The sequence below is a fragment of the Shewanella sp. AC34-MNA-CIBAN-0136 genome (assembly GCF_040309945.1).
Taxonomy (GTDB): Bacteria; Pseudomonadota; Gammaproteobacteria; order Enterobacterales; family Shewanellaceae; genus Shewanella.
Map to the genome: position 1 here is coordinate 1 of NZ_JBEOPJ010000015.1, position 12,983 is coordinate 12,983.

Here is a 12,983-nt window from a genome sequence, read left to right on the forward strand (position 1 = left end):
TTGAGTAAGTTGGTTGAGTCTTCATTACTTTTTACACCGTTTTATCTTAAGGGGATTTTACCTCAATCGGTGTACAGTTTCATTAAGCCACAATATGGAATGAATCAGCTCTCACTGCTTTATAAGTTGCTGGGTATCTAACGATACCTTTGTGGAGGCTTGAGCCTAGTGCAGTGAAAGTTGCACGCTGGGTTCTTAGGAGGGCGGCACTTGGTAACAAGTGTCGTCTATCCGACAAAAACGAGTTAGTTTTCTTGACTTGGAAATGGACCGGTTCAACATTTAAATTGAGGGCGTTGAAAAAAATAGCGTGAGTCCTGACATGGATGTCAGGCTAGCTTTCGGGGTACAGGATGTACCATCGGAAGCGTTAGCATTTTCGAATAAGGCTGAGGCAGTTACCCAATAAAGTCAAAAGCTGGATCTACCCCATGGCGACCTTTTCGCTGTTTGAAAATGTTGCGGGGCGGCTGGGTGATCCAAGAGGGAACAGCCGTTGGTTTCCTTTTGGTCTGGTGTGGGCGAAGCGCCACGACGTTAGTGGCCGTAGGCCATAGCCTAACCAACTTTGGGGCAAAAACGAGTTAGTGATCTTGACTACGAAATGGTCAGCATCAACTTTGAACTTGAGGCCGTTGAAGACTCTTTATAAAAGAATGCGTGATCTAGCCATGGAGGCGGGTTAGCTTTCGAGGGGAAGGGATGCCCCATTGGAAGCGTTAGCATTTTCGAATAAGGCTAAAGCAGACTAAAACACGGTTAGAAGATGGATAAATTTCCGTCGCAATTTTTTTCGCTGCTGTTGTTTGGTTAAATAGCGAAAATGTTGCCTGAACGGCAGGGGCCAATTCTTTATTAAAGAATAAAGAGGGGGTTGCTGTTGACCCCCTTTTGGCCTGTGCAAGGTGGAACCTTGCGATCTTAAGCGTTAGTGGCCGCAGTCCATCGCTTAAAAGACAAGCTAACTTAATTACAATTGCTTTAACCTTTGTGCATGCTGCAGCAGTAAAGTGTCTAATACTTCAGGGCTTAAGCTAAATATTTGTACAATTTCTTCGCCGGTTTTAGAAACTGTTGCTTGCTTGTCTTCAAAAGTAATATGTAAACCTAACGCCTTTAACGTCTGTTGATCATAACTAAATAATGGCGTGTTTCGTTTACCTTTTAAACCGGGCATCATCCCCAATACCGTGACAGCTTGATTAACCTTAACCATGTCAAAAAAGACGCGCTCGGCCTCTGCCCACGCCATAATATATTCAACCATACTTTTGTTGTACTTATGGAAGTCTTCCGAGCCGTATAATAGTGGTTGTAACACCCCACCATGCCAACCTAACAGGGCATCTTGTTTTATAGTCACTTCATCACTGGCGGTTACAACATAATTAGCACACGATGATGCACAGACTTTATCAACTGTAACCTTTAATTTGTGCTGATATACCAACTCACCTAATCGTATGCCAGCAAGTACATCTCCCCCACCACTGTTAATAACCAATGAGGTTATTTGAGTTGGACTATTTGTTATGCCTTGTTCAAAAGCGGCAACATTATCTGGATCAATTTCACCGCTATAATTAATGACCGAGGGCAATAAGGGGTCGATAACAAGACTAAAAGAGGGTTGTTTATTTGCGCAACCAGTTAAGGTTAGCAGCATGGCTAGCAGTAGATAACGCATTCATATTCCATCATGATGTTGAGTTCGCAAAAAATTAGCATAACAAGCTCATTATTCACAAGTAAATAATTTCAATTCCTCGATGATATTGATTAATCAGACTCTAACTGAACATTATCGCCAGAGACTTCTCATTGCAGGTCGTTGGACTATATAGCTTTAAGATTATTTTGCTACTTTAACCATCCGGTTTCAGCTTGATTGAGGACGTTGAGGACTCTTTATAAAAGAATGCGTGTTATAAAAGAATGCGTGAGCCTGACATGGCCTTTCTCGCACATCTGACCTATATGGATATTGGAAATGTCATTATGATGTAGGGAACATCATTGACCATGCCATCACGACATTTGTGAATCCAATCACATCAGACTCCCTATGTGAAGCGTTAGCATTTTCATTCTTTATCATAAAGAGTTGGCCGAAGAACACTCAGACGAAGTTAAAAGCTGGGAGTTCCAAGAGGGAACAGCCGTTGGTTTCCTCTTGGTCTGGTGTGGGTGAAGCGCCACGACGTTAGTGGCCGTAGGCCATAATCTAATAGCCCGTGCAGGGTGGAACCTTGCGAACTTAAGCGTTAGTGGCCACAGGCCATAAAAAATTAAGCCTATTATTCAATAGGAAGCGCAGCATCTCCGCCCCATACCGCCCAAGAACCATCATATAAAGCTGCTTGATGATGCCCTGCTACATACGAAGCCAGAATCAAAATACAGGCGGTAATTCCTGAACCACAGCTAAACACCCGTTGAGCATTATTACTAGTATCTAAGCTAGCGAAAATTGTATGCAATTCACGGATAGATTTCATTTTAAAACCGTTTAATACTTGTGCAAAAGGCAAGTTGAGTGAACCGGGTATATGACCACTGCGCATGCCAACACGAGGTTCTGGTGACGTACCGTTAAACCGCCCTGCTGCTCGCGCATCAATAATATCAACTTTTGCATGACCAAGATGGGTTAACACAAACTCAGTGTCACACACCTTATATTGCTGCAAGCGGCCTTTAATATCACCAGAGTCAGTTGCTGTCGCAAACTGACGCACTGTGTCTCGCCCTTCACTGCGCCACTGTGGTAAACCACCATCGAGTACAAATACTTTATCAAATCCCATTGCTTTAAAGGTCCACCACGCACGCGGTGCAGAATAAATGCCTTGGTCATCGTAAATAACTACGGTGCTATTATGGCTTATTCCTAATGATTTAGTTGCAACAGTAAATTGATCTTCCGTGGGCATAGCGTGAGTTTGTGGAGATTGATGATTGAAAAAAAGTTTATCTATTTGGCACGATAATGCACCAGGAATAACGTAAAGCTCATCATAAACAAGTGGTTCTTTTCCCAGCACAATGTCTATGCTGGCATCTAGTAATACAAGGTCTGGGTCTTCTAAGTGTTGCGCTAACCAATCGGTGGTCACTAAAGGAAAATTCACATTAAACCTCTCTTACAATTGATGGCAAATATTGATTGAAAATATTGATGCTAACTCACACGAGTACTCTCATGATGATTGTCTATATAACGCTGAGTTAACCCACTTAAATAACTGAATAAAATTATACCTACAGCATCGGCAACTAAATCGATGATGTCTAATGTTCTTGATGGGATAAAACCCTGGCTGATTTCTTCACTCAGGACGAATATCGACACTAACACAGTGCCGTAATAAAGCGGAAGACGCCCGATACAAAAATGACGACTCTGCAGCGCTAAATTGGCCACAAAAGTTAATAACCCGAATAACAACATGTGACAAATCTTGTCACCATAGGGAACATGTTTTATTACGTCGAAAAACACACTTTGACTGCCAGTATTGGCGAGGTAAATAATCCACAAAATAAAACCAAAAAAGCCACCAGCAGCAATAATAGCTAAACGAGAGAAGGTCTTATGGGTCATCTGTATTCATCCGTGTATGACATGTTGAGGTAAATAATGCCTTTGAGTCTACAGCGAATAGTTAGCATTTTAGCGTTAATTTTGCTTAACCTCCGCTCGCATTAAGGCTTCAGCAATATAGATGCACTTGTTAAACAAAATTTGAGTGGTTGCTATGAATTATCCAGCGCTAATATGACCAATAAAAAAGCCCTTTATTGCTAAAGGGCTTGCTATTAATCTACATTGAAATACCTATTATAGGGCTATCCAAGTTGCTTTGATTTCGGTGTACTTATCAAACGCATGTAATGATTTATCTCGGCCATTACCAGACTGTTTATAACCACCAAACGGTGCAGTCATGTCGCCGCCATCATAATGGTTAATCCACACCATACCGCTGCGCAGCGCTTTGGCCGTTTTGTGAGCTTTACTTAAGTTTGATGTCCACACACCTGCCGCTAAACCATACATAGTGTCGTTGGCAATCTTGACGGCTTGTTCCATGCCATCAAACTCGATTACCGATAACACTGGGCCAAAAATCTCTTCGCTGGCAATGGTCATGTCATTTCTAACATTGCTAAAAATGGTAGGTTGTACATACATGCCGCCAGTTTCTGCCATCACTTGTTTACCACCATCAACCAAGGTAGCACCTTGCTCACTACCGGCTTTAATGTAATTAAGCACGTTAGTCAGTTGCTGTTGATCAACCATTGCACCGCAGGTTGTTTTAGGATCAAGTGGATGCCCTGGTTGCCACCCTTGCATTTCTTCAACAATAAGCTTGATTAACTCATCTTTTACGCCTGACTCAACCAATAAACGAGAACCGGCAGTGCACACTTCGCCTTGGTTAAAAGCAATGGCTACTGCGGCGGCTTCTGCAGCGGCTTTTAAATCTGGTGCGTCATTAAACACAATATTAGGGCTCTTACCGCCCGCTTCTAACCACACGCGCTTCATGTTCGACTCGCCTGCGTAAATCATTAACTGCTTAGCAATTTTAGTTGAACCAGTGAATACTAAAGTATCGACATCCATGTGCAGTGCCAACGCTTTACCAACTGTATGACCAAAACCAGGTAATACGTTGAGTACCCCTGCAGGAATACCCGCTTCAATCGCTAATTGCGCCATGCGAATAGCCGTAAGTGGTGATTTTTCAGATGGCTTTAAAATCACACTATTACCCGTGGCGAGTGAAGGCCCAAGCTTCCAGCATGCCATAATCATTGGGAAATTCCATGGCACAATGGCTGCAACCACACCAACGGGTTCGCGAGTGATCATGCCTATTTCATTATGAGCAGTAGGAGCAATTTCATCATAAATTTTATCTATCGCTTCACCATACCAACGTATAGCACGGGCAGCGCCGACCACATCAACGCCTTTGGAGTGTTGAATTGGTTTACCCATATCAAGCGTTTCAAGTAACGCCAATTCATCGGCATTTTCTTCGAGTAAATCAGCAAACTTAATCATTACTTGCTTGCGCTTTACTGGCGGTAACATTGACCAAGTACCCGCTTCAAACACTTCACGCGCGTTCGCGACAGCAAGGTTAGCATCGGCTAAATCACAGCTAGCCACTTTGGCCAATACTTGGCCATCAATAGGGCTGATACAGTCAAATGTGTCACCAGAAGCGGCACCTTGATATTGACCATTAATGAAAGCTTGCCCAGTGATTTTTAGACTTGCTGCTAGTGCTTCCCAATCGCTACGACTTGTTGGAGTACTCATTGTGACCTCGAAATAATAAATGGATTGATAAGCACCAAACTGCGCTAAAAAGCAGGTGCTAAACCTAAAATTTGTGCCACATAAAATGGATTATCGACACAATAACCTTGATGAATATTGTCACCTGATTATGCTCAACAGCAAGATATTTTCAATATATTTTACAAAATAGGCACATTTAGTTTAAATAAATGCACAAAACACTTTAACGTTCATTATTTTTGACATAGCATAGCGAATATTCGTCACTCATTATTTAATCAATTTGAGATGAATCCCTAGTAATTGTAGCTATCAATGTAGAGTCAATTTATGAGCGAATATCAGCAAAATGGAACTGGCGATTCATCGCAAACATTGCCGAACATGGCACATTTTTGGATGCCGTTTACTGCCAATAAGCAATTTAAGACTAATCCTAGGCTTTTGGTTTCGGCACAAGGAATGTATTACACCGATATTGAAGGCAATAAAGTACTCGATGCTACTGCCGGTTTATGGTGTTGCAATGCTGGCCACGGCCGCCAAGAAATCTCCCAAGCGGTAAGCCAACAAATTAGCCAAATGGATTATGCACCGTCTTTTCAAATGGGCCATCCGCTCGCCTTTGAATTAGCGCATAAACTCAGTCAGCTGAGCCCTGACGGATTGGATAAGGTGTTTTTTACCAATTCCGGTTCAGAATCGGTAGATACCGCCCTAAAAATGGCGCTTTGTTATCATCGCGCTAATGGTCAAGCCACGCGTACTCGGTTTATCGGCCGCGAGCTTGGTTATCATGGTGTCGGTTTTGGCGGGATTTCAGTCGGTGGGATCAGTAATAATCGCAAAACCTTTAGTCAGCAATTACTCCAGGGGATCGATCACCTGCCTCATACACTCGATATTGCCAATAATGCCTTTAGCCACGGTTTACCGCCACACGGTTTGGATAAAGCCGAAGTGCTTGAGCAACTGATTACCTTACATGGCGCCGAGAACATTGCCGCGGTCATTGTTGAGCCTATGTCTGGTTCTGCTGGGGTTATTTTACCGCCAGATGGATACTTAACGCGGTTACGCGAAATCACCCAAAAGCACGGCATTTTATTAATATTCGATGAAGTGATCACCGGCTTTGGCCGAGTCGGTGCCGCCTTTGCCAGCGAGCGCTGGCAAGTTACCCCAGACATGATCACCACAGCCAAAGCCATTAATAATGGTGCGATTCCAATGGGGGCGGTATTTGTTAGCAATATCATTCACGACACCTGCATGCATGGCCCTGATGAATTAATAGAATTTTTCCATGGTTATACCTATTCAGGTCATCCGGTCGCGGCTGCCTCAGCACTTGCGACCTTATCCATATATGAAGATGAGCAATTATTTGAACGCGCAAAAGGGCTTGAGTCTTATTTCGAGCAAGCGGTTCACAGTCTTAAAGGTTTACCAAACGTGATTGATATTCGTAATACCGGTTTAGTTGCAGGTATTCAATTAGCACCAAGTGATAAAGGCGTAGGTAAACGAGGTTATGACATTTTTGATCATTGCTTTAGGCATGGCGCGTTAGTACGGGCAACGGCTGACATTATTGCAATATCTCCGCCACTTATAGTGGAAAAGTCACAAATCGACGACATGGTTAATCACATTACCGATGCAATTAACGCTGTTGGTTAACGCTGTTAGTTAATATTTTCTGAATACATATTTTGCTTAAAAGGATCCCGTTCATGCTTAACATCACTCATTTTGTCGATGGGCAACACACCCCAGCCAGTCAACGTAATCAAACCATCTATGATCCTGCTACGGGGGAAACTCGTGGCCAAGTATCACTGGCGAGTCACGATGAAGTAAGCTTGGCGGTAACGGTTGCCAAAAATGCCTATCAGACTTGGTCGCAAGTGACGCCACTTAATCGTGCTCGGGTATTATTTAAGTTTAAAGCGTTAGTAGAGCAAAATATTGATAAATTGGCCCAACTCATCACTCTTGAACATGGCAAAGTGTTGGATGATGCTAAAGGTGAAATTACCCGAGGGCTTGAAGTTGTTGAGTTTGCTTGCGGCATTCCGCATTTACTCAAAGGTGAACATACTCAACAAGTGGGTGGTGGCGTTGACTCATGGTCTGTTAACCAATCGTTGGGTGTCGTCGCAGGTATTTCACCGTTTAACTTTCCGGTCATGGTGCCAATGTGGATGTTCCCTATCGCAATAGCCTGCGGTAATACCTTTATCATGAAGCCGTCTGAAAAAGACCCCAGTGCAGTAATGTTTATTGCCGAATTACTGACACAAGCAGGCCTGCCAAATGGCGTGTTTAACGTGATTAATGGCGATAAAGAAGCCGTTGATGCTTTATTAACTCATCCCGATGTTCACGCGATTAGTTTTGTTGGCTCAACCCCGATTGCCGAATACATTTACAGCACCGCCTCTGCTCACGGTAAACGTGTGCAAGCATTGGGCGGGGCTAAAAATCACATGTTATTAATGTCAGATGCTGACTTAGATCAAGCGGTCAATGCATTAATGGGTGCAGCATATGGTAGTGCAGGTGAACGCTGTATGGCTATTTCGGTGGTACTCGCGGTCGGCGATGTGGGCGACAAATTAGTCGAGGCATTATTACCGCAAATTAGTGCCTTAAAAATTGGCAGCGGTATTACCCCTGAAATGGACATGGGACCGTTAATTTCGGCCCAGCATTTAGCTAAAGTACGCGATTATGTCGAAGCGGGTGTTAAGGAAGGTGCAACATTAGTCGTTGATGGCCGAGACATCAGTATTCAAGACCACCAGCAAGGTTACTTTTTAGGTGCGTGCTTATTTGACCATGTCACGCCAACGATGAGCATTTACCAACAGGAAATTTTTGGTCCTGTGTTAGCCATCGTCCGCGTCGATAACTATGCCGATGCATTGACGCTGATTAACCAACACGAATTTGGTAATGGCACCGCTATTTTTACTCAAAGTGGCCAAGTAGCTCGTCACTTTTGTCACCATGTTGAAGTGGGCATGGTCGGCGTTAACGTGCCTATTCCGGTGCCGATGGCATTTCATAGCTTTGGCGGTTGGAAACGTTCGCTATTTGGGCCGCTGCACATGCACGGACCCGATGGCGTTCGTTTTTATACCAAGCGCAAAGCCATTACCGCTCGCTGGCCACAAGCTAAAACCGACACTAATGAACCTTCGGCATTTATTATGCCGACCATGAAATAAGTGAAGCCAACGATGAAGCATATTAACGATATTACGCTTTTTAGTAGTCAATCAACTGCGGTTGAGTCGTATCACTTAACGGATGAAAAACTGCTTACTGGTGATCCACTGCAGTCAGTGCAAAACCATTTCGAAAGCCCGTGCAAGCAGTTTAATGTTGGCATTTGGCAAAGTGAACCAGGCAGTTGGAATATCAATTATAGCGAATATGAGTATTGCGATATTCTCGAAGGCTGTAGCATTATCACCGACAGCCAAGGCAAAAGCTTAACCGTCAATGCTGGTGATAAATTTGTTATTCCTGCTGGCTTTACCGGCACATGGGAAGTCGTCAATCATTGTAAAAAAATCTACGTTATGTTTGAACAACAGCTTGAACAAACATAGTGTTTAACCGCCATGCGGTACAGACTAAATCGTTACGGTTTTAGGTCTGATAAGTGGCATTCGCAGCCGTTGTGTACCTAAATACCAACAACTGTATTTTATGTAAATGGAGATAATATCGTGTCGAACACATTAAAAAGAACGCGAATTGCACTGTTAACTGGATTAACATTATCAGCTACCCTACTGGCTCCACTCGCTACGGCAGAAGTCTCTGGTGCAATCACTGTAACCAACGACTACCGCTTCCGAGGTGTGTCACAAAGTGCAGCAGATCCTGCCCTACAAGGTAATATTGACTGGAGCCATGATAGCGGATTTTTCGTTGGTGCTTGGGCAAGTACCATTGATTTTGATGAGCCTGAATACAATGGCCCAGATGTAGAGATTGATTTGTATGCTGGTTATTACGGTGAAATTAACGATGACACTAGCTATGACTTAACCTTGTACCGTTATAACTACCCTGGAGAAAGTGATTTAGACTATCTAGAAGTCAGCGCAGGTATCGACTTTAGTGGTTTTAGAGCCGCTTACTGGTTTACTAATGATTATGGTGGCAGCGATCTTGACCTACATTACACCGAAATCAATTATGGCTGGGAGTTTGCTGATAACTGGAGCCTAGATTTGCATTATGGTTACAATTTTGGCGACGCCATTGATGACGGAGAAGGCTTTGACAGCTATTCAGACTACTCTATTGGTGTATCAACAGAAGTGTCAGGTTTTGGCATCTCGGTTGCGTATTTAGACACCGACATTGATGGTGATAATGAAGTAAGTTCTGATCTATATAAAAACACCGGTACTTTATTAGCGAGCGTTAGTTACGCGTTCTAAGCCGAGTGAGTTAATCAGTACCCATGATTACAAGTCAGTCTTAAAAACAAAAAACCGCCAATGGCGGTTTTTTTATGACTAATATTTAACGAAAAACAGTAGCGATACAACAAAAGAAAAAACGGAAATTACTTAGTATTCAAACCTGTTAGCGGCTGCCCTAGGGCTTGTTTTTTAACGCATTGCCAACCATCTGCAAGATTTTGTAATTGCTCGTTTCGTTGCGGAAACTGGCTGGCTAAATTACGCATCAGTGATGATTGAATCTCACAAATTTCGGCCCAACGATCAGCATTAGATAATGGCATTTTTCAATCCTTAAATAAGTTGTACATCCGTTTACATGCGTTCATGTATGTACATTAATGTAGCACAGCACACTTTTTTAGAAAGCTATATTTACACCGTAAATCAGCTTAAAAAAACGCCACACACATACCAATTAAGCTTTTAGCTGATTTAAAAGAAATTTGTTTCATAAAAAAGAAACACGCATTCAATTAATATGAGTCAAACAATGAACTGCTAATCTAAAGCACTTATATGAAAAAATGATATGACAACATTTGATGGATTCATAAATGAGGTTTTATTGATGCGATATAATTTAGATCTTGCGCATAGATTTCAATAAAATAGCATTGCATCCATGGCATACCAGAGTATCTTATTGTTATAGCAACCGTTGAATATACGGCACAAAGGAGCGAACTATGGCTGATACCATCATAAAAATACTGATAATTGCAGGATTATTTTTTCTGGCCTATAAACTGATTTTTAGTGGTAACCGTGGGTTAACACTTTTTGAGATGCATTTTAAAGATGGCAAGCTCAATAAGCATAAAGGCAAAATACCGGAGAAGTTTGAACGTGATTGTCGTGCCATAGCCAAATCTAATAAACTGACTTGCACGGTCAGAGCTGAAAAATCTGGTGACGTACGTTTACACGTGTCGGCCAATATTGGCGATAATTTAATCCAGCAAATTCGTAACCAGTTTCCATTTGAGTATTACGATAAGAAACAGTCTGACGCGTCTAAACTTAAAGGCTAACATAGCCTGTTGAGCAAACGAAAAATGGACTCTAATGAGTCCATTTTTGTGTCTGTTTTCATGTCTATTTAGATTTAGTAAAAGTGACTGTACGCTCTAACTTAGTGCCCGACTATTGCTTAACACTTTCAGGGCTCAGCTTTTATGCTTAGTCGATTTAACTATTCAATGACTTAGCGATACCACTTAGTCAGGCTGTTTAGAAATCACCAAGGTGACTTGAGCGACTGTGATACCAAATTTAATAATATCGCTTTTATTGATAATGGTTTGCTCATCGACCAGAAACATCCAGTCATCAAAATGGACTTCATATTCACTACCATCAACTGGCAATATCATGTCATAACGCCATCGCAATGCACTACCGCGAGACTCACCTTGAGCAATGCCTAATATATCATTGGCGGTTCCCTCATAGAGCCCATTTCCTTTATCAGTAATGTTCCACACTCGGGTTTGCTTTTCGCCATCATCGTAAATAAACCATTCGTTTATCACACCCTGCTTACCTTCAGGCGAATCAACCCAGTGCGCTTCCATGGTGACGGTAAATTTGCGGGTCACCTTGCCTGAAAAATCTTGTACTACTCCAGCGGCCGTTAATTTACCATCAAAAAACGTGGCTAAATCTAACGTTGGAGTCGTTTGTTGATAATCTTCAATCGATGCTGATGAACATGACATAACGCCTAATGCTAGTGCAACATATAAGCTGATTTGAGCCAGCTTTCGCGCTAATTGCTTAGTTAATTGTTGAGTTAACCCTTGAGTTAGCGTTCGGGCGGAAAAATGTCGCTGCTTACGGATGAATAATAAAATCGCGTGCATTAGTTAACTCCAATCAGTTGGTTACGTAACTCAGGACGGCTGGTTTTTTCAGACAACCAAATGTCGAGAAACGCCTCAGGGAATTGGGCATTACTGACTTGATAATAAGGGGTGTCGTTGAGTAAAAATGCCGCATCTTCAGGGGTGTTAACCTTAAAGGTCAGCCTGTCGCCCTGTTTAACATCTGGCCAGGCATTAACTAACTGCTGCCTGTACAATTCAATATTGGCTTCGGTAAAACCTAAGTGCTGCCATTGTTCAATAGTGGCATCAACCAAATCAATAGCATCGATGTCGCGATGGTATTGAATGTCGAGAATCATTGGAAAGCGATTAGCTTGGTATTTACCGTCAATAGAGAATAATTTCGCACTATAAATATCAAGCCATAACAGACTCATATCAGCAGTGCCAACTTGAATCAATGTCGCATCGCTTATATCGTTCTTACCGCCCTTATCGTTCTTATCACTTATATCGTTCTTACCGCTTATATCGCTTATATCGCTCTTACCGCTTATACCGTTCTTGTCGTTCTTGTCGCTGATATCACTTTTTTCGCCCTTATCGTTGATATCATTTGCAGACGCATCGTTAATGCTCACCGCAACAATCAACGTTAACACTAATGCGCCCACCACACCGAACAGTAGTTCGACCAACCAATGTGATGATTGATGTAGCTTAATGTGTGGTTGCGACTTGACGCCATTATGTAAAGTTTTCATCTACGATTCTCCAAAGCAAGATCCACCGTTGTGATTCGAGAGCTAACAGCTAGCAATACGGGAAATAAGCAACTCCAGATCAATGCCAGTATAAACGCGCTCCACATCTCGCCTAAGGGCAACATTACTGCGTTAAATTTAGCTCCTGCGAGATAACTTAAACAGCCAAATACACCACCAAATAAGGCTTGTAACCAAATAGGAAACTTTCTAAAAAAAGCTAAGCTGTAATCCAAACAAAGCGCAAAGTAGAACCACAACAATCCCAACCAGTAAGGAATATTGGCGAACTTAAATACGCCAAACCACACCAATAGACTGTCAACCGCGATGCCAATCACACCACAGACGCACATTACCAGTGCATCATGACGAACTGATGTTGATAACAAAAAATGGCCAATAAGCAATAAAATAGACAGTAAGATAAGTTGGTTATGAGCTAATACGCCTGCCCACCACACCAATTGAAAGCACAAAGCATTGATTAAAATATATAATTTTGGAGGAATACCGTAAGAAGACATAACACCTCACACTAACAGGATGAGACGTCCCGGCAACGTATTACCGGGGAATA

The 12,983-nt window shown here is 42.4% G+C and carries 13 protein-coding genes; 5 read left to right on the forward strand and 8 right to left on the reverse strand.

Annotated elements, in window-relative coordinates:
- Window positions 1-970 precede the first annotated feature (970 nt).
- The 4 genes from AAEY94_RS14755 to AAEY94_RS14770 form a co-directional block, all read right to left on the reverse strand.
- Entirely contained in the window at window positions 971-1,687 is a 717-nt protein-coding gene (locus AAEY94_RS14755; RefSeq protein WP_350979129.1) for a hypothetical protein, read from the reverse strand.
- A gap of 610 nt (window positions 1,688-2,297) precedes the next feature.
- On the reverse strand, window positions 2,298-3,131 hold the full coding sequence (locus tag AAEY94_RS14760) for a sulfurtransferase (protein WP_350979130.1): 834 nt from the start codon (window positions 3,129-3,131) through the stop codon (window positions 2,298-2,300).
- A gap of 50 nt (window positions 3,132-3,181) precedes the next feature.
- Window positions 3,182-3,604: a VanZ family protein gene (locus AAEY94_RS14765; RefSeq protein ID WP_101088799.1), complete on the reverse strand. Its 423-nt coding sequence runs from the start codon at window positions 3,602-3,604 to the stop codon at window positions 3,182-3,184.
- Between the two features lie 237 nt (window positions 3,605-3,841).
- The gene (locus AAEY94_RS14770) at window positions 3,842-5,338 is read right to left on the reverse strand and encodes an aldehyde dehydrogenase (RefSeq protein ID WP_101088798.1); all 1,497 of its coding nucleotides are present in this window, start codon (window positions 5,336-5,338) and stop codon (window positions 3,842-3,844) included.
- A 312-nt stretch (window positions 5,339-5,650) separates the two neighbouring features.
- On the opposite strand from AAEY94_RS14770, the gene aptA reads away from it, so the two are divergent.
- The 4 genes from aptA to AAEY94_RS14790 all read left to right on the forward strand — a co-directional run bounded on the left by aptA (window position 5,651) and on the right by AAEY94_RS14790 (window position 9,786).
- Entirely contained in the window at window positions 5,651-7,003 is a 1,353-nt protein-coding gene (gene aptA / locus AAEY94_RS14775) for an omega-aminotransferase AptA (protein ID WP_350979131.1), read from the forward strand.
- Between the two features lie 53 nt (window positions 7,004-7,056).
- On the forward strand, window positions 7,057-8,556 hold the full coding sequence (locus AAEY94_RS14780) for a CoA-acylating methylmalonate-semialdehyde dehydrogenase (protein ID WP_350979132.1): 1,500 nt from the start codon (window positions 7,057-7,059) through the stop codon (window positions 8,554-8,556).
- 12 nt (window positions 8,557-8,568) lie between these two features.
- Entirely contained in the window at window positions 8,569-8,943 is a 375-nt protein-coding gene (locus AAEY94_RS14785; RefSeq protein ID WP_101088795.1) for a cupin domain-containing protein, read from the forward strand.
- 120 nt (window positions 8,944-9,063) lie between these two features.
- Window positions 9,064-9,786, forward strand: a complete 723-nt coding sequence (locus AAEY94_RS14790; RefSeq protein ID WP_101088794.1) for a TorF family putative porin — start codon at window positions 9,064-9,066, stop codon at window positions 9,784-9,786.
- A gap of 128 nt (window positions 9,787-9,914) precedes the next feature.
- Here AAEY94_RS14790 and AAEY94_RS14795 read toward each other — a convergent pair whose 3' ends face one another.
- Window positions 9,915-10,094 (reverse strand): hypothetical protein, encoded by a 180-nt coding sequence (locus tag AAEY94_RS14795; RefSeq protein WP_101088793.1) that lies wholly within the window; start codon window positions 10,092-10,094, stop codon window positions 9,915-9,917.
- 405 nt (window positions 10,095-10,499) lie between these two features.
- Between AAEY94_RS14795 and AAEY94_RS14800 the strand changes: the two genes are divergently transcribed.
- On the forward strand, window positions 10,500-10,844 hold the full coding sequence (locus AAEY94_RS14800; RefSeq protein ID WP_101088792.1) for a DUF3634 family protein: 345 nt from the start codon (window positions 10,500-10,502) through the stop codon (window positions 10,842-10,844).
- Window positions 10,845-11,030: 186 nt separating this feature from the next.
- Here the strand turns inward: AAEY94_RS14800 and AAEY94_RS14805 are convergent, their stop codons facing one another.
- The 3 genes from AAEY94_RS14805 to AAEY94_RS14815 all read right to left on the reverse strand — a co-directional run bounded on the left by AAEY94_RS14805 (window position 11,031) and on the right by AAEY94_RS14815 (window position 12,930).
- Complete coding sequence (locus AAEY94_RS14805; RefSeq protein ID WP_254439938.1) at window positions 11,031-11,531, reverse strand: DUF3833 domain-containing protein; 501 nt, start codon at window positions 11,529-11,531, stop codon at window positions 11,031-11,033.
- A 143-nt stretch (window positions 11,532-11,674) separates the two neighbouring features.
- Complete coding sequence (locus AAEY94_RS14810; protein ID WP_350979133.1) at window positions 11,675-12,403, reverse strand: chalcone isomerase family protein; 729 nt, start codon at window positions 12,401-12,403, stop codon at window positions 11,675-11,677.
- Entirely contained in the window at window positions 12,400-12,930 is a 531-nt protein-coding gene (locus AAEY94_RS14815; RefSeq protein ID WP_101088789.1) for a DUF2878 domain-containing protein, read from the reverse strand. Before AAEY94_RS14815 ends, AAEY94_RS14810 begins: the two co-directional genes overlap by 4 nt.
- Window positions 12,931-12,983: the final 53 nt, after the last annotated feature.

What these genes read in the sequence shown, in the direction of transcription:
- AAEY94_RS14755 (WP_350979129.1), bottom strand. Translation starts at nt 1,687, where the DNA reads ATGCGTTATCTACTGCTAGCCATGCTGCTAACCTTAACTGGTTGCGCA.
- AAEY94_RS14765 (WP_101088799.1), bottom strand. Translation starts at nt 3,604, where the DNA reads ATGACCCATAAGACCTTCTCTCGTTTAGCTATTATTGCTGCTGGTGGC.
- AAEY94_RS14770 (WP_101088798.1), bottom strand. Translation starts at nt 5,338, where the DNA reads ATGAGTACTCCAACAAGTCGTAGCGATTGGGAAGCACTAGCAGCAAGT.
- aptA (WP_350979131.1), top strand. Translation starts at nt 5,651, where the DNA reads ATGAGCGAATATCAGCAAAATGGAACTGGCGATTCATCGCAAACATTG.
- AAEY94_RS14780 (WP_350979132.1), top strand. Translation starts at nt 7,057, where the DNA reads ATGCTTAACATCACTCATTTTGTCGATGGGCAACACACCCCAGCCAGT.
- AAEY94_RS14785 (WP_101088795.1), top strand. Translation starts at nt 8,569, where the DNA reads ATGAAGCATATTAACGATATTACGCTTTTTAGTAGTCAATCAACTGCG.
- AAEY94_RS14795 (WP_101088793.1), bottom strand. Translation starts at nt 10,094, where the DNA reads ATGCCATTATCTAATGCTGATCGTTGGGCCGAAATTTGTGAGATTCAA.
- AAEY94_RS14800 (WP_101088792.1), top strand. Translation starts at nt 10,500, where the DNA reads ATGGCTGATACCATCATAAAAATACTGATAATTGCAGGATTATTTTTT.
- AAEY94_RS14805 (WP_254439938.1), bottom strand. Translation starts at nt 11,531, where the DNA reads ATGTCATGTTCATCAGCATCGATTGAAGATTATCAACAAACGACTCCA.
- AAEY94_RS14810 (WP_350979133.1), bottom strand. Translation starts at nt 12,403, where the DNA reads ATGAAAACTTTACATAATGGCGTCAAGTCGCAACCACACATTAAGCTA.
- AAEY94_RS14815 (WP_101088789.1), bottom strand. Translation starts at nt 12,930, where the DNA reads ATGTCTTCTTACGGTATTCCTCCAAAATTATATATTTTAATCAATGCT.